This window comes from Arsenophonus sp. PmNCSU2021_1, assembly GCF_036919435.1.
GTDB classification, from domain to species: Bacteria; Pseudomonadota; Gammaproteobacteria; order Enterobacterales; family Enterobacteriaceae; genus Arsenophonus; species Arsenophonus nilaparvatae.
Genome location: NZ_JAZHPL010000004.1, coordinates 714,067 through 735,357, shown reverse-complemented (window position 1 = coordinate 735,357; position 21,291 = coordinate 714,067). Strand labels below are relative to the sequence as shown.

The 21,291-nt window shown below is 40.5% G+C and carries 29 protein-coding genes, 1 tRNA gene and 3 pseudogenes; 25 read left to right on the top strand and 8 right to left on the bottom strand.

Annotation, left to right across the window (positions count from 1 at the left end):
- The first annotated feature begins 36 nt into the window (after nucleotides 1-36).
- The 5 genes from V3224_RS08725 (at nucleotide 37) to V3224_RS08705 (ending at nucleotide 2,239) form a co-directional block, all read left to right on the top strand.
- Entirely contained in the window at nucleotides 37-396 is a 360-nt protein-coding gene (locus tag V3224_RS08725) for a hypothetical protein (protein ID WP_334469925.1), read from the top strand.
- Between the two features lies 1 nt (nucleotide 397).
- Nucleotides 398-763, top strand: coding sequence for a hypothetical protein (locus V3224_RS08720; RefSeq protein WP_334469923.1), 366 nt, complete (start codon nucleotides 398-400; stop codon nucleotides 761-763).
- Between the two features lie 65 nt (nucleotides 764-828).
- Nucleotides 829-1,032, top strand: a complete 204-nt coding sequence (locus tag V3224_RS08715; RefSeq protein WP_334469921.1) for a hypothetical protein — start codon at nucleotides 829-831, stop codon at nucleotides 1,030-1,032.
- A 526-nt stretch (nucleotides 1,033-1,558) separates the two neighbouring features.
- Nucleotides 1,559-1,900, top strand: coding sequence for a transcriptional antitermination N peptide (locus V3224_RS08710; protein ID WP_334469919.1), 342 nt, complete (start codon nucleotides 1,559-1,561; stop codon nucleotides 1,898-1,900).
- Nucleotides 1,901-1,981: 81 nt separating this feature from the next.
- A complete protein-coding gene (locus V3224_RS08705; protein ID WP_334469661.1) occupies nucleotides 1,982-2,239 on the top strand; it encodes a hypothetical protein in 258 nt (85 codons plus the stop codon).
- Nucleotides 2,240-2,358: 119 nt separating this feature from the next.
- Here the strand turns inward: V3224_RS08705 and V3224_RS08700 are convergent, their stop codons facing one another.
- Nucleotides 2,359-2,496 carry a hypothetical protein gene (locus V3224_RS08700; protein ID WP_334469659.1) on the bottom strand — a complete coding sequence of 46 codons (138 nt, stop codon included), beginning with the start codon at nucleotides 2,494-2,496 and terminating at the stop codon, nucleotides 2,359-2,361.
- 23 nt (nucleotides 2,497-2,519) lie between these two features.
- Nucleotides 2,520-2,882, bottom strand: a complete 363-nt coding sequence (locus V3224_RS08695; RefSeq protein WP_334469657.1) for a super-infection exclusion protein B — start codon at nucleotides 2,880-2,882, stop codon at nucleotides 2,520-2,522.
- A gap of 305 nt (nucleotides 2,883-3,187) precedes the next feature.
- Between V3224_RS08695 and V3224_RS08690 the strand changes: the two genes are divergently transcribed.
- The 4 genes from V3224_RS08690 (at nucleotide 3,188) to V3224_RS08675 (ending at nucleotide 5,637) form a co-directional block, all read left to right on the top strand.
- On the top strand, nucleotides 3,188-4,162 hold the full coding sequence (locus V3224_RS08690; protein ID WP_334469918.1) for an IS701 family transposase: 975 nt from the start codon (nucleotides 3,188-3,190) through the stop codon (nucleotides 4,160-4,162).
- A 97-nt stretch (nucleotides 4,163-4,259) separates the two neighbouring features.
- Entirely contained in the window at nucleotides 4,260-4,589 is a 330-nt protein-coding gene (locus V3224_RS08685; RefSeq protein ID WP_334469916.1) for a hypothetical protein, read from the top strand.
- A gap of 352 nt (nucleotides 4,590-4,941) precedes the next feature.
- Nucleotides 4,942-5,376: a hypothetical protein gene (locus V3224_RS08680; protein ID WP_334469914.1), complete on the top strand. Its 435-nt coding sequence runs from the start codon at nucleotides 4,942-4,944 to the stop codon at nucleotides 5,374-5,376.
- A gap of 3 nt (nucleotides 5,377-5,379) precedes the next feature.
- Nucleotides 5,380-5,637, top strand: coding sequence for a hypothetical protein (locus V3224_RS08675; RefSeq protein ID WP_334469912.1), 258 nt, complete (start codon nucleotides 5,380-5,382; stop codon nucleotides 5,635-5,637).
- Here V3224_RS08675 and V3224_RS08670 read toward each other — a convergent pair.
- Together V3224_RS08670 and V3224_RS08665 are read right to left on the bottom strand one after the other, a co-directional pair.
- Nucleotides 5,616-5,691, bottom strand: a tRNA-Lys gene (locus V3224_RS08670). The two genes, V3224_RS08675 and V3224_RS08670, sit on opposite strands and share 22 nt — an antisense overlap.
- A 10-nt stretch (nucleotides 5,692-5,701) precedes the next feature.
- Nucleotides 5,702-6,088 carry a hypothetical protein gene (locus V3224_RS08665; protein ID WP_334469910.1) on the bottom strand — a complete coding sequence of 129 codons (387 nt, stop codon included), beginning with the start codon at nucleotides 6,086-6,088 and terminating at the stop codon, nucleotides 5,702-5,704.
- A 282-nt stretch (nucleotides 6,089-6,370) separates the two neighbouring features.
- Between V3224_RS08665 and V3224_RS08660 the strand changes: the two genes are divergently transcribed.
- The 5 genes and pseudogenes from V3224_RS08660 to V3224_RS08640 all read left to right on the top strand — a co-directional run.
- A complete protein-coding gene (locus V3224_RS08660) occupies nucleotides 6,371-7,153 on the top strand; it encodes a Rha family transcriptional regulator (RefSeq protein ID WP_334469909.1) in 783 nt (260 codons plus the stop codon).
- Nucleotides 7,154-7,214: 61 nt separating this feature from the next.
- Nucleotides 7,215-7,694, top strand: coding sequence for a hypothetical protein (locus V3224_RS08655; RefSeq protein ID WP_334469908.1), 480 nt, complete (start codon nucleotides 7,215-7,217; stop codon nucleotides 7,692-7,694).
- A gap of 131 nt (nucleotides 7,695-7,825) precedes the next feature.
- A complete protein-coding gene (locus V3224_RS08650; RefSeq protein ID WP_442890175.1) occupies nucleotides 7,826-8,788 on the top strand; it encodes an IS701 family transposase in 963 nt (320 codons plus the stop codon).
- Between the two features lie 17 nt (nucleotides 8,789-8,805).
- Nucleotides 8,806-9,549: pseudogene (locus tag V3224_RS08645) on the top strand (IS701 family transposase); the annotation flags it as partial.
- A 235-nt stretch (nucleotides 9,550-9,784) separates the two neighbouring features.
- Nucleotides 9,785-10,174 (top strand): annotated as a pseudogene (locus tag V3224_RS08640) (DDE-type integrase/transposase/recombinase); the annotation flags it as partial.
- A 30-nt stretch (nucleotides 10,175-10,204) separates the two neighbouring features.
- On the opposite strand, the gene V3224_RS08635 reads toward V3224_RS08640, so the two are convergent.
- Nucleotides 10,205-11,077 (bottom strand): IS982 family transposase, encoded by an 873-nt coding sequence (locus V3224_RS08635; protein ID WP_334467716.1) that lies wholly within the window; start codon nucleotides 11,075-11,077, stop codon nucleotides 10,205-10,207.
- Nucleotides 11,078-11,219: 142 nt separating this feature from the next.
- Here V3224_RS08635 and V3224_RS08630 point away from each other — a divergent pair, with 142 nt between their 5' ends.
- Nucleotides 11,220-11,633, top strand: a complete 414-nt coding sequence (locus tag V3224_RS08630; protein WP_334469902.1) for a hypothetical protein — start codon at nucleotides 11,220-11,222, stop codon at nucleotides 11,631-11,633.
- Nucleotides 11,620-12,382: pseudogene (istB, locus tag V3224_RS08625) on the top strand (IS21-like element helper ATPase IstB). Before V3224_RS08630 ends, istB begins: the two are co-directional and overlap by 14 nt.
- On the opposite strand, the gene V3224_RS08620 reads toward istB, so the two are convergent.
- The gene (locus V3224_RS08620) at nucleotides 12,282-12,914 is read right to left on the bottom strand and encodes a hypothetical protein (RefSeq protein WP_334469901.1); all 633 of its coding nucleotides are present in this window, start codon (nucleotides 12,912-12,914) and stop codon (nucleotides 12,282-12,284) included. The pseudogene istB and the gene V3224_RS08620 sit on opposite strands and share 101 nt — an antisense overlap.
- A 124-nt stretch (nucleotides 12,915-13,038) precedes the next feature.
- Between V3224_RS08620 and V3224_RS08615 the strand changes: the two genes are divergently transcribed.
- The 3 genes from V3224_RS08615 to V3224_RS08605 all read left to right on the top strand — a co-directional run bounded on the left by V3224_RS08615 (nucleotide 13,039) and on the right by V3224_RS08605 (nucleotide 15,797).
- Nucleotides 13,039-13,911: an IS982 family transposase gene (locus tag V3224_RS08615; protein ID WP_334467716.1), complete on the top strand. Its 873-nt coding sequence runs from the start codon at nucleotides 13,039-13,041 to the stop codon at nucleotides 13,909-13,911.
- A gap of 119 nt (nucleotides 13,912-14,030) precedes the next feature.
- A complete protein-coding gene (locus tag V3224_RS08610) occupies nucleotides 14,031-14,621 on the top strand; it encodes a recombinase family protein (protein WP_334469889.1) in 591 nt (196 codons plus the stop codon).
- Between the two features lie 114 nt (nucleotides 14,622-14,735).
- Nucleotides 14,736-15,797 carry a phage baseplate assembly protein gene (locus V3224_RS08605; RefSeq protein ID WP_334469899.1) on the top strand — a complete coding sequence of 354 codons (1,062 nt, stop codon included), beginning with the start codon at nucleotides 14,736-14,738 and terminating at the stop codon, nucleotides 15,795-15,797.
- Here the strand turns inward: V3224_RS08605 and V3224_RS08600 are convergent.
- The gene (locus V3224_RS08600) at nucleotides 15,794-16,240 is read right to left on the bottom strand and encodes a hypothetical protein (protein WP_334469898.1); all 447 of its coding nucleotides are present in this window, start codon (nucleotides 16,238-16,240) and stop codon (nucleotides 15,794-15,796) included. The two genes, V3224_RS08605 and V3224_RS08600, sit on opposite strands and share 4 nt — an antisense overlap.
- Before the next feature lie 47 nt (nucleotides 16,241-16,287).
- Between V3224_RS08600 and V3224_RS08595 the strand changes: the two genes are divergently transcribed.
- The 5 genes from V3224_RS08595 to V3224_RS08575 are packed head-to-tail and all read left to right on the top strand — an operon-like array spanning nucleotide 16,288 to nucleotide 19,995.
- Nucleotides 16,288-16,854, top strand: coding sequence for a phage baseplate assembly protein V (locus V3224_RS08595; protein ID WP_334469896.1), 567 nt, complete (start codon nucleotides 16,288-16,290; stop codon nucleotides 16,852-16,854).
- Between the two features lie 5 nt (nucleotides 16,855-16,859).
- Entirely contained in the window at nucleotides 16,860-17,270 is a 411-nt protein-coding gene (locus V3224_RS08590; protein ID WP_334469895.1) for a phage GP46 family protein, read from the top strand.
- The gene (locus tag V3224_RS08585) at nucleotides 17,260-18,330 is read left to right on the top strand and encodes a baseplate J/gp47 family protein (protein WP_334469893.1); all 1,071 of its coding nucleotides are present in this window, start codon (nucleotides 17,260-17,262) and stop codon (nucleotides 18,328-18,330) included. The genes V3224_RS08590 and V3224_RS08585 overlap by 11 nt, the downstream gene beginning before the upstream one ends.
- A 5-nt stretch (nucleotides 18,331-18,335) precedes the next feature.
- Entirely contained in the window at nucleotides 18,336-18,926 is a 591-nt protein-coding gene (locus tag V3224_RS08580) for a YmfQ family protein (protein WP_334469892.1), read from the top strand.
- Nucleotides 18,913-19,995, top strand: coding sequence for a gp53-like domain-containing protein (locus tag V3224_RS08575; RefSeq protein WP_334469891.1), 1,083 nt, complete (start codon nucleotides 18,913-18,915; stop codon nucleotides 19,993-19,995). The genes V3224_RS08580 and V3224_RS08575 overlap by 14 nt, the downstream gene beginning before the upstream one ends.
- Before the next feature lie 10 nt (nucleotides 19,996-20,005).
- Here the strand turns inward: V3224_RS08575 and V3224_RS08570 are convergent, their stop codons facing one another.
- Nucleotides 20,006-20,596, bottom strand: coding sequence for a tail fiber protein (locus tag V3224_RS08570; protein ID WP_334469890.1), 591 nt, complete (start codon nucleotides 20,594-20,596; stop codon nucleotides 20,006-20,008).
- An 89-nt stretch (nucleotides 20,597-20,685) separates the two neighbouring features.
- Between V3224_RS08570 and V3224_RS08565 the strand changes: the two genes are divergently transcribed.
- Entirely contained in the window at nucleotides 20,686-21,276 is a 591-nt protein-coding gene (locus V3224_RS08565; protein ID WP_334469889.1) for a recombinase family protein, read from the top strand.
- Nucleotides 21,277-21,291 lie beyond the last annotated feature (15 nt).

Here is a 21,291-nt window from a genome sequence, read left to right as displayed (position 1 = left end):
CATCAGCCAGTTTGATTTAAATATTAAGGAAATATTTTGAAAAACGATATTATAATTATTCAGTCTGAAGATGAAGTGATAAAATATTTGGAGCAATACTCAGAAGGACATGCTATACCTAATAACATTAAACTTGATGGTTGGCCTAATCTAGCATTCAAATTAACAGGAGAAAAATTCCAAAGCAGTATAACTCCTTCTGTTATGAAGGGTTTTGTTAAAATGCAATCTCAGGTAAATAAAGTATATGCAACACTCAAGTACAATGATCCAGAAAAAATTTTGTCACAGGAAGAAAGGCAATCCATTGAGATAATTGTTACTGTTGATAGCGGTTCATCTATCATTAATATTGATTTTAATGGACTTTTAGGCTCAGAAGGCTATTATAGATAAAATGACACCTCAAGAAATGATTACTATTGTTCTTGGAACCGCGGTTATCTGGGGTGCAGCATCTATGTTTAAAAAATACTTAGATCACCGCCGCGAAATAAGAGCGCTAGAGGCTAAAAATGAAAGTGAAAAGCAATTTCTTAATACTATGACAATAATGTCACAAGAAGAAACCAAGCGAATGGAAATTTTTCAAAAAGTCATAGATGGAATACCACAATTAAAACAACAGCAAGACATTGCTGATGATGCAAAAGCCGAGTTACTAAAATCATTATCTAACGCTAAAAATGTAGAATTTGCTGATATCAACTTAGATCAAGAAATGACAAAACAACTCTCAACAAATGCAAGGAAAAACCTATAACTACAAGAATTGATGGCATATACGGAGTAGAAAAAGTAGATTCATCAGATCCTGATGTCTTTAAAGTGACTGTTAGAGAGACTGATACTAATAAACTTGTTACATGTATAGTTCAAGACATTTTTCTCGATGAAAAAGAGAATAAAGAGATGTTGCAAAAAGCAGAATGGGATAGAGAACCTCTTCATTTAAGCATAAATGCACAAATTTTAGGTGAAGAAATTAAGTCAGCAATTATAATTTACGTTAAAAGTGTCACGGAAAAATAACTTTATTAACATCCTCCCCGCCCTAAAGAGGCTGTCGCAAAAGAACGGGGTTTTACGGCGCACCTGATAAAAATACATACATTACCCTCCATCTTTGTTTAAATAATCCAGTTTTTAATCGCTGAAAAATAATTCTCTTAAAATCATTCAATAAAAATAAGATAATAAATTTATAATATATTCGGTATTGACTTTATTTATTACCTAATGTAATATTCATCACTGCAACAGGCAAACGCCAGACAAGACTCCGAGTTATCTGAAACTTTGCCAGAGATTGCTAAGTAGCCAGCCCGAGGCGTATGAACATGAAGGCCAGTGACGACAGTTAAGCAGTACCGCTCTTTAACACTATTACGCTGAAAAAGCGAACCATAAAACACCCAAACAGTCGGTTTTGGGGTGTGTGAAATAACCAAAATACAGTCATTAAGTTAAAACCAACACTAGGGAACTACCAATATGACTGTAAATATAATCCGGACACCTCCGGCACACACCACCAAAACCCATTGTAGGAGGTAATATGTGTAACTTTCATGGCTATGATAATGCTCGTAGTCGTAGACAAGAGCGTAGAAAAGCTAAACAAGCAGCCTATAACTATAACAAAGCACTTAATATGGCACTGAAAGCAGCCTTAAATCCAAGTAAACCCTCTCAGCAACAAACACCACCCAACACTAAACGCCCTGCTCTTTCACTAAAAAGAAAAGTGATGAGTCGTATTGAAATAGCAATATCAATTCGCCCTACTAAAGTTTATGACTCATTTGATAATTGCTGTTTGCCCATAGCAGCTTTGTACACTTCTAGACGGTTTAACAAAAAGCCAAAATCACATTTTGGATTCACCGCTAATTGTTAAGATTAGCAATATAAATATCATGAAATTTATTGTCTAAAATAAGATTAGACGTCATATACTTAATTAGTTTCGAGGTCTCATATGAGAAAAAATTATATAGTTAAAGATGAAATGTTCATAAATGCTCTACTAGTCATGCTTAAATATAACAAAATTGAATGTAATCTATCCTATCTATCATCGATACTTGGCGTTAATTATATTGCGCTTAAAAATATAATAATGTTAGAAAAAGACTTTCCTAAACCTGTTCGTGACGATGGAGTTCATATATTATCTAAAAAATGGCTTCTTTATGATGTATTGAATTGGGCCTTCAAAAATAAGGAACTGAAATGACAGTTAGCTCAAGTAATATAAAATCAAATATAACTAAGGCTAGCTGGATATATTATAGAGCAGCTTGAGAAATCAAAAGATGAACAATAATAAAATCCAGATTTGTATTTAATTAAAGTTTAATTCCATCTAGATGAAAGCTTTATTATAATCAAAGAAGAATAATACTCATTAATTTTATACTGATTTTTATCTTGCTGATAGGGTAATGCGCCCAAATCAATCAGAATCCCTTTTTGAACCAATGTTTCTATCAACGGGTTATTCCTATTGAACTTATTTACTGGTACTTCAAATCTAAAAACAAACAAATAAAGTCTTTCTCATCATCCGTTAATTGGTCTATATATTTTTCGGCTTTACGCTTATATATCCAATTTAACAGTGAGTAATAAAAAGGCTTTATAAAATTGTAGGTAGCACCGAAAATGGAAGCTATAACATAGCTAACACAAAATAATAGAGTGTAGTACATCCAATAACTTGGAATAATTTCAGGATTGTAAAAATTTATCCATTCTTTTATCTGTGCTGGTGTAATGATTATTAAGATAATCAATATAATAAGCATATAAATCAACCGATTTAGGGTTATTCCTTGCAGGAAGAAACGAACAAATTCCTGCCACCAAGTGTTGTTCATAGGCTTAATTTTCTCACTCTGTAAGGGTGAAATTATTTTAGCTTATTTCTCTCTGTAGGGGTACAAGAGAAACCACCTCGCCTAACGTGGTTAAAAGTAGGCAATCAAATCAATTTAAGGATGTGTGAATGCGGCTCTGCGCTCGTGGGACAGTCAACACTATAAATTATCTTTCAAATAGCTAAATATAGTTTGATTGCGTTTACCCGTCCGTGATGACTGTAATCGGAAACCAACACGAGTTTCGCAATCTCCAAAAAAGAAGTATAAATTTAAAAACAAGAAAAAATCAGGGTGTTCATATTTTGTCGGGTTATCCATGTATTAAAGATATCTATAAAACATTCTTACAAGTAAGCAGTTTAAGATACTCTGGTTTAGCGTTATCAGAAGTAAGCCCATCGCCTTTATCTCATGACACTGTTAGCCGATGGCTAAAAAGTAGATGTTTTAGACCTAAAGACCTATGGCGATTAGTTGAACCTTCTATAGACAAAAAAAGCCCTTGCGTACTAATTGCCGATGATACATTGATTGCCAAAACACGTAGTAAAAAAATAGTGATGGTCCATTATCAATATTCAGGTAATGAACATGAGGTTATTGCTGGCATAGGTTTAGTTAATTTGCTTTGGCATGATCTGACGAAGGTTGAATCAATTCCTATCAATTATCGTATTTATGATAAAGATTCTGATGGAAAAACAAAAAACACGCACTTTTCCGAAATGCTCACTCTTGCTAAAAAAAGAGGGATCATGCCAGAAGCCGTAGTGATGGATGCTTGGTATTCTAGCCTGGATAACCTGAAATCAATTCGCTCTCATGGTTGGATCTGGGTAACCACGCTGAGGAAAAATAGGATTGTTAACCATAACAAACAACTGAACAAGTTAGACATCTCAGAAGAAGGAACGTCAATACACTTGCGAGGATATGGTTGGGTAACCGTTTTCAAATTTACAGCCAAAAACGGCCGTATTGATTACATAGTAACAAACAAAGAGAATCCCACCCGTCAATACCTCAAATCTATCATGGATGCCCGTTGGTCTGTTGAAGTTTATCATCGAGAAGTTAAACAAAACTGTGGTATTGAACGCCGTCAGGCTCGCACGAGCCGAGCGCAAAGAAATCATATTTTTCTCGCTATTTCTGCGTGGTTTGAACAACATAAACGTCGTATATCTGAAAAAATAACCCTTTATCAACAAAATTGGGACGTAATCAAAAGTGCTATTACTGAGCAAATCCGTGTTTTATTAGCGTACCCAAATTAGTTTTGTGCGAAACTCGTGACCAAGTGGCACTTGGCACACATCCTATCTCATATATATAAGACCTGATCAGGTCTTTTTTTCGCCTAAAGGTAATGAAATGAACAACGATGAATTAAGAAAAATACTTGATGAGCATAAAGTTTGGGTAGAGTCGCTTGGCAAAAAGGGACGTAAGGCCAACCTAATCGGAGCCAACCTGCCAGAGCATACATTTGTGATCATGGGTGAAACCTATCCAATCATAATTACAAATGGAGATTATTTGCATGCCGGATGTCAACATCATTCGGTAGAGAAGTGGCGGCAATTTAGTAAAGAAGAAATCGCAGAAATGGACGGCAGAAAAGCACTTGAATTCTACCCTCGCTTACTTGATATCTTAGACTTTTACTTGGGTAAAGGTGAGCGTCCATGTTGGTTGAATTAAGCGAGTAGTGATGAGGAATTTGAATGACAAAACATATAAAAATTACAACGTTTGAATACGCTGATGAGGCTTGGCAAGAAGGGGTAACTTTAAATAAATCACGAGTTTCGCACCAATAAATAAACGCTCTATCTTTAAGTTTAATCCAGCATAATATATAAATAGACAGAATCTTATAAATCAAAAGCAACTTATTGTAATTTAATAAAATTTATGTGTTTTAGTAACTTGAAGATTAATCATCGATTTTAAGCCATTTCTAGTATTTTATACGCCTGTGCGAAACTCGTGTAAATATTACGAAGTAGCTAACGAAAGTGATTCTCGATATTCATTTATCAATGATAACAATATGTTACGAAATGCATATAAGGATTTCCCAATGTATCAAATAACAGAAAGACACCCCCACGCTGAATTAATGGTTACTGCTCCTGAGATAGCTAAAAACAGATATGATTGGTGGGAAGAGTTTGACTGGAGACTGAATAAAGAACATGAATGGCTTCCAATGGCGGAAGATTCATTTTATGAAAAATATGACTATAGACTAAAACCACGCACGATCAAAATTAGCAATCGTGAAATTAATGCGCCTGAGCGAGAGCCGTTAAAAGAGGCGGAAATATACTATACCCCACAATTTGATGGTAGCTTACAAACATGGCATAGATGGAACAATAGCGGATATGATCAGTATCTTTTAAAAAATAGTCTGATTTTCTTAACTAAAGAAGACGCCATAGCAGCTGCTGAGGCGATGATTGCGCTTTTAAGTGGAGAATAAATCATGAGATTGGACAATCCACGCATTGTGACGGCAAAACACCCTAATATGGGTAATCTGGTTGGCGTGACCAATGGCAGTCGTGATTTAAGCGATTCAAGATACTTAAGCAGTATTGATATATGGAATGACGACGACATGGAAACACGTACTTTCAAAACGATAATACACTGCTTAACAAAAGAAAATAATCGTCTTAAAAAAGAGAATTTAAGACTGATGAAGGTACATCGTGAAATTGGTGGGCTATGCAGGACTTGAACCTGCGACCGATGGATTAAGAGTCCACTGCTCTACCAACTGAACTAATAACCCACAGCATTTGTTATAAGGCGGGCATCAAAAACGCTTTTACCACCAGAGAAAGGATACCTAAAATACCCGCACCTAACATCCAGCGCATTAACTTTTGTTCAGCGCGAATGCCTGACATTTCAAGTTGTAAGTCTTTACGGGTTATTTCCATATCTTTGCGGACATTGGTTATTTCAGCCGATAAGTCTTTGCGGACATCAGCTATCTCAGTCGATAAATCCTTGCGGACATCAGCAATATTGCGATTTACTTCAACAATATCAGCTTTAGTCGCTACATCAGCAACCTCATGCGATCTACGTACAACAAGCGAAATAGCCCTAGCCTGTTCTCTGGAAATGCCAGCACTTTCTAGTTCTTCCGATGCTTGTAGTGCATCAAATGCAACCTGACTCATAACATTATCCTCCTTTTTGGGAAGTATAACCTAACAATACCCATTGACGAAAGAAGAAATCATGCGCTATAGTTTCTATCAGGTACTCAACATACCCAGATAGCGGATACCGCTCCCGAAAGTAATGCGGTTTTTTTACGTCCATAGATTATTATGGTCGGGTAGCGAGCAAAAGATACAACACCTTTTCGAAGGGAAAATTGCTGGCCGTCTATCTGCGGTGTTGAAGTACCCGACCTCCCTCTCAACAAGGGTAAATCAACGATCAGATAGGAACGTAAAATGACTATTCAAACTGCAGCTAATGAAGTTAGCACTCCAAATGTATTTATCCACAATGGTAAAGTAGTAACGTCATCAAATGCCGTTGCAATATACTTTGCAAAACGTCACGATAACGTCATTCAAAAAATAGAATCTCTTGATTGTTCATCAGAGTTTCGTCTCCTGAATTTTAAGGAGACGTCTTACATAAGAAAAAATCCAAATGGAAGCGATGGAATTTCAACAAAATGCTACGAAATGACCAAAGAGGGATTCGTATTCTTGGTGATGGGATTCACAGGAAAAAAAGCAGCACAATTCAAGGAAGCCTATATTGCTGAATTTAATCGCATGGAAGCAGAGCTACATTCAATCCCTAAACGTAGACCAGAAGCACCCGAACTCTTAACCGATAACGACACACGCAATCTGACTCATCTTGTCTGGAGCATGGCGAATGGATTTAGATTTGAGAGAGCATGGACACAAGGTATTTGGTATGCGCTACGTCATGCGACAGGAGTTGCATCCCCTCAACATTTTGAAGTTAGTCAAATATCGATAATCGCAGAAGAATGCCGACGAATTTACGGCATGACCAGTACGCTCAAATCCGCTATTTTTGATGCTGAAAAACAAGTTATCCGTCGTCTACTCCGCCATAAGGAAAATGTCGATACGGTACTTCGTGAAATGCAACAACTGTTAGAAGCCAGTACTCACGAACACGATAGCGTCATGAGCCAATCACTTGAAAAATGGCAACAAGCGAACGTCAATCGCTTCCTCCAACGTAACTAAATAATCTTAACGCCCCTTTTCAGGGGCAATCATTCATCAATTAATTTTGAGGGATACCCTTGTGTCAAATTCATCATATAAATGTCATGAGATTCAAAAAGAAATTGCGGTCGCAAAAGAAAATTTTACTTGCTTGGGGCTTAATTATCCCTCCTGGTTAGATGACTACAGTCGCTTTAAACCGGACGCTGCCCCGCTATCTCATGATGAACACATGGAAGGGCTTAAATGCTTAACTGCAATGGTGAGAAGGAATATCGCACTGAAATACATTATTAGCTGCCATGACCGTTTTGGTTTTAAAGATATTTTTGTATACGAAAATACAGTAACTGAGGTTAATAAAGAATTAATTGAGAATGTACTAGTTTGTCAGATAGAAAAGTCAATTCTACACGAGTTTCGCAATCTCCAAAAAAGAAGTATAAATTTAAAAACAAGAAAAAATCAGGGTGTTCATATTTTGTCGGGTTATCCATGTATTAAAGATATCTATAACACGAGTTTCGCACAGGCCTATAAAATTCTAGAAATGGCTTGAAAGTAATGATTAATCTGCAAGTTACTGAAATTCATAAATTCACTTAATTTACAATAAGTTATATTTAATTTATAAGGTTTTATCTATTTACATATTATGCTGAATTAAACTTAAAAATAGAGCGTTTTTTTATTGGTGCGAAACTCGTGTATAAAACATTCTTACAAGTAAGCAGTTTAAGATACTCTGATTTAGCGTTATCAGAAGTAAGCCCATCGCCTTTATTTCATGACACTGTTAGCCGATGGCTAAAAAGTAGATGTTTTAGACCTAAAGACCTATGGCGATTAGTTGAACCTTCTATAGACAAAAAAAGCCCTTGCGTACTAATTGCCGATGATACATTGATTGCCAAAACACGTAGTAAAAAAATAGAGATGGTCCATTATCAATATTCAGGTAATGAACATGATATTATTGCTGGCATAGGTTTAGTTAATTTGCTTTGGCATGATCTGACGAAGGTTGAATCAATTCCTATCAATTATCGTATTTATGATAAAGATTCTGATGGAAAAACAAAAAACACGCACTTTTCCGAAATGCTCACTCTTGCTAAAAAAAGAGGGATCATGCCAGAAGCCGTAGTGATGGATGCTTGGTATTCTAGCCTGGATAACCTGAAATCAATTCGCTCTCATGGTTGGATCTGGGTAACCACGCTGAGGAAAAATAGGATTGTTAACCATAACAAACAACTGAACAAGTTAGACATCTCAGAAGAAGGAACGTCAATACACTTGCGAGGATATGGTTGGGTAACCGTTTTCAAATTTACAGCCAAAAACGGCCGTATTGATTACATAGTAACAAACAAAGAGAATCCCACCCGTCAATACCTCAAATCTATCATGGATGCCCGTTGGTCTGTTGAAGTTTATCATCGAGAAGTTAAACAAAACTGTGGTATTGAACACTGTCAGGCTCGCACGAGCCGAGCGCAAAGAAATCATATTTTTCTCGCTATTTCTGCGTGGTTTGAACAACATAAACGTCGTATATCTGAAAAAATAACCCTTTATCAACAAAATTGGGACGTAATCAAAAGTGCTATTACTGAGCAAATTCGTGTTTTATTAGCGTACCCAAATTAGTTTTGTGCGAAACTCGTGCTATAGACAAAAAAAGCCCTTGCGTACTAATTGCCGATGATACATTGATTGCCAAAACACGTAGTAAAAAAATAGTGATGGTCCATTATCAATATTCAGGTAATGAACATGATGTTATTGCTGGCATAGGTTTAGTTAATTTGCTTTGGCATGATCTGACGAAGGTTGAATCAATTCCTATCAATTATCGTATTTATGATAAAGATTCTGATGGAAAAACAAAAAACACGCACTTTTCCGAAATGCTCACTCTTGCTAAAAAAAGAGGGATCATGCCAGAAGCCGTAGTGATGGATGCTTGGTATTCTAGCCTGGATAACCTGAAATCAATTCGCTCTCATGGTTGGATCTGGGTAAACACGCTGAGGAAAAATAGGATTGTTAACCATAACAAACAACTGAACAAGTTAGACATCTCAGAAGAAGGAACGTCAATACACTTGCGAGGATATGGTTGGGTAACCGTTTTCAAATTTACAGCCAAAAACGGCCGTATTGATTACATAGTAACAAACAAAGAGAATCCCACCCGTCAATACCTCAAATCTATCATGGATGCCCGTTGGTCTGTTGAAGTTTATCATCGAGAAGTTAAACAAAACTGTGGTATTGAACGCTGTCAGGCTCGCACGAGCCGAGCGCAAAGAAATCATATTTTTCTCGTTATTTCTGCGTGGTTTGAACAACATAAACGTCGTATATCTCACGAGTTTCGCACCAATAAAAAAACGCGCTATTTTTAAGTTTAATTCAGCATAATATATAAATAGATAAAACCTTATAAATCAAATACAACTTATTGTAATTTAAGAAAATTCATGTGTTTTAGTAACTTGCAGATTGATCATTGCTTTTAAGCCATTTCTAGAATTTTATATGCCTGTGCGAAACTCGTGTATCTGAAAAAATAACCCTTTATCAACAAAATTGGGACGTAATCAAAAGTGCTATTACTGAGCAAATCCGTGTTTTATTAGCGTACCCAAATTAGTTTTGTGCGAAACTCGTGAGGTAGTTGAAAGAGGTTATCAAGGCGGTATTGCTCAATTACGCCGATTTGTTTGTCAATTTAAACCAAGCATCGTTCCCGAAGCTGTCGTCCATTTTGAAACACAGCCAGGTCAACAAATGCAAATCGACTTCACCACCATCCGGCGAGGAAAACAACCCCTAAAAGCGTTTGTTGCAACGCTCGGCTACTCGCGTGCGAGTTATGTAAAATTCTTTGATAATGAGCGAGCAGAATCCTGGCAACAAGGTTTAAAAGACGCTTTCGACTATTTTGGTGGTGTACCACAGGAAGTATGGTGTGATAACGCAAAAGCTCTCATCATCGAACGGGATGCTTATGCAGAAGGTGAACATAAATTAACCTGAGTTCGGGATAAGCATTATCAATTATACTTGAAGATACGTACCTGCAACAGGTATCTTTGGTTTAGATGGCATTAAACAATATGCAACCAGTCCGCCTAATAAATTCACTACAAAGTTAGCCGGAGAGCGATGTCGCGTATGCTCTATTTGACAAAGATTTTTTAACTCATCAAATACCGTTTCAATGACAGAACGATGACGCAAGATGGCTTTGTCGAAACAAGTCTGTTTAATAGGCTTCATTTTCTTCTTGATATTCGTTATAAGGCTAATTCCCATCGTTTTGAGTTGCTGTTTCAGTGAAGCCGATAAATACCCTTTATCTGCGTACAAACAACCAGAAAGATCCTTTGTCAGCTCAGGCAATGGTTTCCGATCATCGGTGTTTCCTGGTGTGAGTCGAAAACTGAGTATTTCCCCCAAATGATTGATAATTACATGAAGCTTGAAACCAAAGAACCAACCTGTTGAATTTTTTCCCCGTTCAGCTATCCCATTGAAGACTTTATGTCTGCGGATCCGTAAGTTATCACACACCGCTATCGGAGTAGAATCGGCAACCGATAGCCCCGTGCATTTTCCCTTAATTGACTCAAACAGTGCCGTTAACGCTAAGGCACTACGCGGAAGTAACTCTACACAGCGTGAATAGGATGGCAAGTTAGGAAATTCCTTCCGGAGATATAAGCGGACATAATAGAGATAAAATACCTTGAATTGCCTGAATCGGAGTTGATGAAACAACACAACCAGTGTCATCATTTCCGCCAACGAAAGCTGAGTAGACCGTCTACGACGCTTAGTACCGTTAGTCAGCAAATATTCATGCATTTTTGGCTCGAAGTCTTTGCAAAAATCATCCATCAGGCAATAAAGTTCAGTAAGATTTTCCATAATTGTTTAACAATGCTCTACTCTTTAACCAGACTGTTAGAGTATTTTAACAAAACAGGCTCATTCAACTATTTGAATATCAAGACTTTCTCTTTATTTCTTATCCCGAACTCAGGTTAAATTAAATGTCGAAATGCTTCAGATGTCGAAAGATTACGGATTTAAATTGAGTGCTTGTAAGCCCTACAGGGCAAAAACAAAAGGTAAAGTAGAGCGCTTTAACCACTACTTAAAAAACAGCTTTATCGTACCATTAAATACCGACCTTCGTGCTCATAATCTTGAACTGGACATGGAGATAGCCAATGCAAAAGTGGGGCCCTGGTTACAACGAGTCGCTCATCAGCGGATTCATGGAACAACGTTAGAGAAGCCAGCAGATAGATTAGCTAAGGAAATTAAGTATCTTCTTCCTTTGCCAACAAGGATTTGCCAATCTATCCCGCAGACTAATGCGCTTAATATCCGTATCGTACCGCCGCTTGAATCTGTCAATTTGCAACACTCAATCAGCGTATATGAAGCATTGCTGGGAGGTGAACATGTTATTGCATGAACAAATTGAACACCTGTGTGAGTCATTGAAATTAAATTCTGTTCCGACTCATTGGTCATCACTTTGCCCAACAGTGCATTGCCCAAGACAAAAGCTACGGAGAGTTTTTATTGTCCCTATTAAAATGTGAGCAACAACAACGAGATGAACGAACTCGCCATCTCTTTAGTCGGATGGCAGGATTCCCAACGCACAAAGAACTTAGTTCGTTCGATTTTAAGTTTGCAACGGGTGTTCCTAAGCAACAAATACAAGAATTAAGTGCATTAACTTTTATTGAACGTAATGAAAATGTCGTGTTGCTTGGCCCAAGCGGTGTAGGCAAAACGCATTTAGCTATTGGATTAGGATTAAAAGCAGTACAGGCCAGGAAGAAAACTCGCTTTACAACAGCGGCTGAACTGATGTTGCAACTCTCAACTGCTAAACGACAAAATAAGCTCAAACAATATCTATCACGTTCGGTAATGGCCCCGAAGTTGTTGATCATAGATGAGATTGGATACCTGCCATTTGGGCGAGAGGAAGCAAACTTATTTTTCAATGTGATTGCCAAGCGTTATGAGCATGGCAGTGTCATATTGACGAGTAACTTATCATTTGGACAATGGCCTGGTGCTTTTGCTGATGACGCAACATTAACCGCCGCTATGCTTGATCGTTTACTTCATCATTCGCATGTACTGCAATTGAGCGGTGAAAGCTATCGATTGAAAGATAAGCGGCGATCAGGAGCAATAACCGAGTAAAACAGTGGATCAATTTTGATTGATCGTATTTAGCTAAAAAGTGGATCACGGTGATCGTTGACACTTTAATCCCTGTTCTGGTGTAATCTGCACTGATAATTAACGATTTTCCGACTATTTCGACATAAGTGCCTAAATTTCCCTCGGGAGCAATACCTTTGTATTTTACCGTCGCGTTTGCCGAGAAGATGGCATGAGGGACGGGACAAGGTAAAGATACCGTATAAATCTGTCCAGCATTGAGGGGTGGTGTAACGCCCCATTGCCTGATAAAGCCGGTATCACCACATTTCCACCATCCGTTAGTAGCAAGGTGAGCGGTATTTTTTGCTCCTCGATTGTTAATCTGCATATTAAGCCAGCTGCTTAACGCCCCGCCCCAAATAGGGCCAGTTACATCACCGTTTTCATGATAAGTGGCCGTTCTGCCGCCCCATGAAATGGTTAAATTTTGCCCTAATGTGACACCTCCGTTGACAGTTCCGCCGGTTCGTTTATCCAGTGCGTTTTTTGCACAATCTACCGTTTCCAATAAACTAACCTGAGTTCGGGATAAGAAATAAAGAGAAAGTCTTGATATTCAAACAGTTGAATGAGCCTGTTTTGTTAAAATACTCTAACAGTCTGGTTAAAGAGTAGAGCATTGTTAAACAATTATGGAAAATCTTACTGAACTTTATTGCCTGATGGATGATTTTTGCAAAGACTTCGAGCCAAAAATGCATGAATATTTGCTGACTAACGGTACTAAGCGTCGTAGACGGTCTACTCAGCTTTCGTTGGCGGAAATGATGACACTGGTTGTGTTGTTTCATCAACTCCGATTCAGGCAATTCAAGGTATTTTATCTCTATTATGTCCGCTTATATCTCCGGAAGGAATTTCCTAACTTGCCATCCTATTCACGCTGTGTAGAGTTACTTCCGCGTAGTGCCTTAGCGTTAACGGCACTGTTTGAGTCAATTAAGGGAAAATGCACGGGGCTATCGGTTGCCGATTCTACTCCGATAGCGGTGTGTGATAACTTACGGATCCGCAGACATAAAGTCTTCAATGGGATAGCTGAACGGGGAAAAAATTCAACAGGTTGGTTCTTTGGTTTCAAGCTTCATGTAATTATCAATCATTTGGGGGAAATACTCAGTTTTCGACTCACACCAGGAAACACCGATGATCGGAAACCATTGCCTGAGCTGACAAAGGATCTTTCTGGTTGTTTGTACGCAGATAAAGGGTATTTATCGGCTTCACTGAAACAGCAACTCAAAACGATGGGAATTAGCCTTATAACGAATATCAAGAAGAAAATGAAGCCTATTAAACAGACTTGTTTCGACAAAGCCATCTTGCGTCATCGTTCTGTCATTGAAACGGTATTTGATGAGTTAAAAAATCTTTGTCAAATAGAGCATACGCGACATCGCTCTCCGGCTAACTTTGTAGTGAATTTATTAGGCGGACTGGTTGCATATTGTTTAATGCCATCTAAACCAAAGATACCTGTTGCAGGTACGTATCTTCAAGTATAATTGATAATGCTTATCCCGAACTCAGGTTAAACTAAGGTTTTATTAAATCGAGAAATTAGGTAAAATTTAGACAATAACCAGCGATTACAAGGCTTACCGGGTCTGAGAAAAGGTTAAAAATGGCAAAAATTGGCTATATGAGGATGTCAAAAAATGACCAAAACACCGATTTACAGCAAAAATCCTTGATTTGTGCAAATTGTGAACAGATTTTTGAGGATAAAATCAGTGGAAAAACAGACCAGAGATCCGGATTAAAACGCGCGTTAAACTGCCTGAAATCGGGGGATACTCTGGTGGTCTGGAAGCTCGACAGGCTGGGTCGTAGCATTAAACATTTGATTACTTTAATCTCCAAACTGGAAGATGAAGGTATTCATTTTCATAGTTTGACAGATTCTATCGACACTTCTTCGTCAGCAGGTCGTTTTTTCTTTCATGTGATGAGTGCGTTGGCGCAAATGGAGCGAGAACTGATTGTTGAGCGTACTAAGGCAGGTTTAGCCGCAGCAAGAAGCAAGGGACGTATCGGGGGGAGACCTTGCTCATTATCTTCCGCACAGCAAGAGCAGGCTAAAAAATTACTTGAGTCCGGCAATAGTAGAAAGCAGCTGGCATTACTGTATGGCGTCTCATTAGCTAGCATCTACAAATATTGTCCAGTTAATCTAAATGCTCGAACAGGTCAAAGCGATCCCGACAAAAAATAAAAGTGTAATTACGTTGCACTGACGGAAACAAAAGTAGCCCACCATTTATCGCACGTTTTGGCTTCAAATATCGCACGCCGCATCACCAGTGAAACCTTTGAGAGTACCCGCAAGATGAGTAATCACGTGATATTGCGCGTCAACGGGCGCGAATGGGGGGGCTGGACGCGGGTACAGATTTCAGCAGGCATAGAGCGGCTGTCACGCGATTTCAATGTAGAAATCACCCGCCAATGGCCTGGTGGATCAGGAAGCGTACCGTTACAACCCAGAATTAAAAAAGGTGAACTTGTCGAAGTCCTCATCGGTCAGGATAAAGTCCTCACCGGCTGGATTGAAGCCACCCCGATACGTTATGACGCTAAAAGTATCCAGGTTGGTATCAGTGGTCGTAGTAAGACAGCAGATTTAATCGACTGTGCGGCGAATACGACGCTTTTTACGGGCAAAACCTTACATCAAATCGCGTCAGAACTGGCCAAACCGTTTAGCATTAAGGTCATTAGCCAAAAGGCCCCAAAAACGCCGCTACAGGCTTTTCAGGCCGATTACGGCGAAACAGTACACGAAGTATTAAACAAGGCGCTAGGAAGCCAACAGGCGCTCGCCTGGGATGATGAAGAGGGCAATCTGTTAATTGGTACAGTCGGCAATGATCGTGCGACAACGGCGCTTGTCTGGGGAGAAAATATTCTCACCTGTGATACGGAACAGAGTATCCGTGAACGCTTTTCGGAATATCAGGTTGCGGGTCAACGATCGGGTGATGATGACGATTTCGGGGAAGCGACATTAACTGTCATTCGGGCCAAAGACAAAGATAGCCAGATAACGCGCTATCGTCCGCAACATATCCAGCAATCCGGTAATGCCACAGGGGGCAGTTGTAAAGCACGTAGCGAATTTGAAGCCAAACAGCGAGCAGCCAGAACGGAAGAAACGACTTATAGCGTCCAGGGCTGGCGGCAAGGTGACGGCAGCCTGTGGAAACCTAACCAGCGAGTTATCGTCTTTGATCCCGTGTTAGGTTTTAACAATCGGGAACTGGTCATTAGCGAAGTTGTTTATACGCAGGATGAGAGTGGTACGTTATGCGAATTACGTGTTGCACCGGAAGCTGCTTATATTCCACCACTTGAGAAATTGAAAGCACTAGAGGAAGAAACTGATATTTAAAGAAACTTCATCGCAGCAATGGTCAAGCCAAACAATGTAACCATCAACCCACCCAGTTTAAAAAGTAAATCTTTGCTTATTATGCTGATATCTTTACGTACATCTAGTATTTGTAATTCAACCTTTTCAAAGCGATGTTCCATGTCCTTACGGACATCAGCTATTTCAGCAGATAAATCCTTACGGACATCGGCTATTTCAGCAGATAAATCCTTACGGACATCGGCTATTTCAGCAGATAAATCCTTACGGACATCGGCTATTTCTTTTCTAACATCAGATATATCACGCTTAACTTCTGCAATATCCGCTTTAGTTGCCACATCAGCAACCTCATGGGATTTGCGTACGACAAGCGAGATAGCCTTGGCTTGCTGACTGGTAAGTCCAGCGGTTTGAAGCTCTTCTGATGCTTGTAGTGTATCAAATGCAACTTGGCCCATTCCACAATCTCCTGTTTTTCTTAGTTTAACCTATTAATGAGTGAATTATGCAAAATATTTTTTCTACTTTGCAGCGCGGCCTTGCGCGTCTCTGGTCACGGGCTGTCGTTCAAAGGCTGAATAGTACGCCAGCCTGTCAACAAGTAGATGTTGCAATGATAGCAGGCGATACAAAAGCGGGCATGGAATATCTCGAACCTTACGGCTTTACTTCAACGGCTCATTCCGGTGCAGAAGGTGTAGCGCTATTTCTCGCTGGCGACCGTTCTCACGGCATCGTGATTAGCGTTGCTGATCGGCGCTACCGGATAAAAGGGCTAAAAAGCGGTGAAGTAGCGATCTACACGGACGAAGGCGACAGCATCATGCTCAAGCGTGGACGATTGATAGAAGCGACCACGGAAACTTTTATTATTCACGCCAAAAACAAGATCGTGCTGGACACACAACAAGTAGAAACGCCGGGAAAGATCACGGCGGCACAATCCATCGTTTCACAGGCAGAAGTACAGGACAAAACCGGCTCATTGAGCACCATGCGAGCGCAGTACAATACCCACGATCACAAAGGTGATAGCGGTGGCATAACAGGCAAACCCAATCAACAGATGTAAATAATATGCTGATGAATAAAAAAGTGAATACAGCGTTACCCGATCAGGAACGGCTCAGGCGGGCAGTGATGATATCGCTTTTCACCTGGCGACGCGCTGAACCGGATGATGACACCGATACGCCGTTTGGGTGGTGGGGCGATACGTGGCCGACCGTACAAAATGACCGGATTGGCTCTCGATTGCACTTGTTAAAACGTAGCACTTTAACTAACCAGACAGTGCAAAAGGCGAAAGAATATATCGCTCAGGCGCTCACATGGATGACAGACGACGGTATCGCGCTTCGGGTTGATATTGAGGTAATACGCTCAGGCATCGATAAATTAACCGCAACCGTTACACTTACCTTGCCTGATCATTATACAAAAACGATGACCATCAACAATTTGTGGAGTGTGATCCATGCAAAATAGCGGTTTTTCGCGCCCGACACTGCCACAACTGATAGACACCATTCGCGGTGATTTGCTCACGCGATTTAATGAAGATAGCGTGTTGCGCCGTCTCGATGCTGAAGTGTACGCAAGAGTACAGGCCGCCGCTATTCATACCCTATACGGCTATATCGATTATTTAGCGCGCAATATCTTGCCGGATTTAGCCGATGAAGACTGGTTGACCCGCCACGGTAATATCAAGCGTTGTCCACGAAAAGGGGCAACCAAAGCTAGCGGATTTGTTCGCTGGGAAGGTGTACAAAATGCCCTATCGCTGCCCGCTGACACTGAAATACACCGTGATGATGGTCAAATATACACCACAACGGCCCCAATAACCTCAGCAAAGGGTGTACTTCGCGTACCCGTCGTTGCAAAAAGCCGCGGTCAGGCGGCCAATTGCGAAGACGGCATTGCACTACGACTTGCTACCCCTATTTCTGGTTTATCATCGACCGGTTATGCCGATAACATCAGGACAGGAGCCGATATTGAAGATTTGGATAGCTGGCGACAACGCATCATGGCGCGCTGGTACGATACGCCACAAGGCGGTGCGGATAGTGATTATGTTCGCTGGGCGAAAGAAGTTTTAGGCATAAGTCGCGCATGGACACATCGCCATAAAAACGGTATCGGCACGGTTGGGGTGATGGTGGCGAGTGATGATGTAGACCATCCTGCCCCCACACAGGAAATCTTAACCAAAGTCAGAGAGCATATCTTACCCCTTGCTCCTGTTGCCGGAAGTGGCTTAACTATTTTCCCCGTTACAGCAAAAACCGTTGCTATTTCGATAGCCTTATCAACGGATACGCCAGAAATACGGGCAGCGGTTATCGCAGAAATCAAAGCCTTCTTACAACGAGAAGGCGAACCTGGCAGCAAGCTTTTTCTTTCAAGACTCGCTGAAGCTATCAGTCTTGCAGCAGGTGAAATCGCTCATCGTCTTATTGCGCCAACGGCAGATATTGAATTGGCCCAGACGGAAGTGCCGGTATTGGGTGAGGTCACGTGGGCAAAATATAAAGAGTGAGCATTATGACAAATCTGGACGACGAATATACGCAATTGTTGCGAACGTTATTACCGCCCGGCCCCGCATGGGATGAAGAAGATCCGCTCATTAAAGGGCTAGCACCTTCACTGGCTCAAGCCCATCAACACGCTGATAGCCTGATGATTGAAATTAACCCGGCCCAATCGGTTGAATTAATTAACCGTTACGAAAAATTATGCGGATTGCCGGATAAATGCCTCGCTAATAGAGCGCAAACACTAGAAGAAAGGCAACAAGTGCTTGATGCCAAGGTTAATACTGTGGGCGGTATTAATGCGGCTTTTTTCAAAAAGCAGTTGGAAATATTGGGCTATCCAACAGCAACAATAGAACAATTTCAACATCTTGATAGTACACCCGATCCGGCTTGGGGTGACAAGTGGCGCTATTACTGGCGGATAAATATTCCTGCTGAAGCGAATGTACGCTGGATTAGCTGTACCAGTGCTTGCAATGAGTCGATTAGGACGTGGGGAGATAGCGCCGTGGAATGTGTTATTGAGCGCCAGTGTCCTTCACATACCCAAGTACTTTTTGCCTACATTAAAGGAGAAAATGATGCATCGAATTGATACCTCTACTGCCCAAAAAGATAAATTCGGGCAGGGAAAAAACGGGTTTACCAACGGCGATCCGACTACGGGAACACCGTCAACAAAATTGAATAGTGATCTTTATGATGCACTACAAGAGGAAGTGTGTACCGTTATTGAACGCTCAGGTATTCGTCTTAATAAAAGCCAGCATGACCAGCTTTATCAAGCAGTGAAAAAATTATCTGAGGTAGAAGCGAATAAAGCAAAAAACGCGCTGATTGATGGCTCCACAGTAGATTTGAATACGCTAAACAAGCTTGCTAAAGCCCTTGGCAATGACCCGAAATTTTCCGAAACGGTGACTAATATATTAAATCAGAAATTAGCAAAAAATCAAAATGGCGCTGACATCCCAGACAAGAATCTTTTTCTGAAAAACCTTGGTTTAACGGAAACGGTAGATTGTGCAAAAAATGCACTGGATAAACGAACGGGTGGTAGCGTCAATGGCAACCTCCATGTGACCCAATCTGTGCATATCGGCGATAACGATTCAGGATTACGGGCTAATGGCGATGGCAACGTGGCATTTTATGCTAATAATGCAAAAGTAGCTTCCTGGAATAATGATCGATTGCATTGGTTAAAGAGTGTAGAAATTGATGGAACCATCAATACTCATAGCAATTTGCATATCTCATGGGGCGGCAGAACCGCGGTTTATCAAGAAAATGGTGATGTAACTGGCCCTATTTGGGGCGGGGCGTTAAGCAGCTGGCTTAATATGCAGATTAACAATCGAGGAGCAAAAAATACAGCTCACCTCGCTACGAATGGATGGTGGAAATGTGGTGACAGCGGCCTTATCAGACAATGGGGCATCACACCACCACTCAATGCCGGACAGATTTATACGGTATCTTTACCTTGTCCCGTCCCTCATGCCATTTTCTCGGCAAACGCGACGGTAAAATACAAAGGTATTGCTCCCGAGGGCAATTTAGGTACTTATGTCGAAATAGTCGGAAAATCGTTAATTATCAGTGCAGATTATACCAGAACAGGGATTAAAGCGCCGAGAACATGGGAGCTGGTTTGCTACTAACTCAACATTATCAGGCCGCCCTGACAATGTAGTTAAACGCGACATTTCGCGGGCGGGTTTCGCTACCGCCTGCATTAGACGTTGTTTTGTCAATGAATAGAAAAGAATCATTATCTCCATCCGTAGCACGTGAACCTGTATCTGCATTATACCCTACAGGCATTTTTTCTTTATTGTTTGCGTGGCCTAGTGGACCATCATCTTCAACATAATACCTGTCCCGATAACCATGAGCGTGGCTCTCGAGTGATGCAGTTTCAGACGATAAAACCTTACGCCTAGGATTCACGCCTCGCCCAGCATCCCAGCCACGAATAAACTCACCACGTAAATCAGGGAGTTTTCCTGATGGATAGGCGAGTGCTAAAAGCGGGTATTTTTTCTTATCGAATGGCTCACCGTTGCAGATAAACCAACCGGTCGGCGCTCTTTCAGCAGGCCAAGGCAGGGGAATACCTACCGGGATTTCGACACGCAATACTTCGGGTGTAACAGCATGAACATCTGTGGCAGTTAGCTGCACATCCTGAGTGAGAGTTTTGCCGTTAATTTTACGCTGATTGGGTGTGGCATTTTTAGCCAGATTTACCGTTTCTAACAAACCAAGGTTTTATTAAATCGAGAAATTAGGTAAAATTTAGACAATAACCAGCGATTACAAGGCTTACCGGGTCTGAGAAAAGGTTAAAAATGGCAAAAATTGGCTATATGAGGATGTCAAAAAATGACCAAAACACCGATTTACAGCAAAAATCCTTGATTTGTGCAAATTGTGAACAGATTTTTGAGGATAAAATCAGTGGAAAAACAGACCAGAGATCCGGATTAAAACGCGCGTTAAACTGCCTGAAATCGGGGGATACTCTGGTGGTCTGGAAGCTCGACAGGCTGGGTCGTAGCATTAAACATTTGATTACTTTAATCTCCAAACTGGAAGATGAAGGTATTCATTTTCATAGTTTGACAGATTCTATCGACACTTCTTCGTCAGCAGGTCGTTTTTTCTTTCATGTGATGAGTGCGTTGGCGCAAATGGAGCGAGAACTGATTGTTGAGCGTACTAAGGCAGGTTTAGCCGCAGCAAGAAGCAAGGGACGTATCGGGGGGAGACCTTGCTCATTATCTTCCGCACAGCAAGAGCAGGCTAAAAAATTACTTGAGTCCGGCAATAGTAGAAAGCAGCTGGCATTACTGTATGGCGTCTCATTAGCTAGCATCTACAAATATTGTCCAGTTAATCTAAATGCTCGAACAGGTCAAAGCGATCCCGACAAAAAATAAAAGTGTAATTACGTT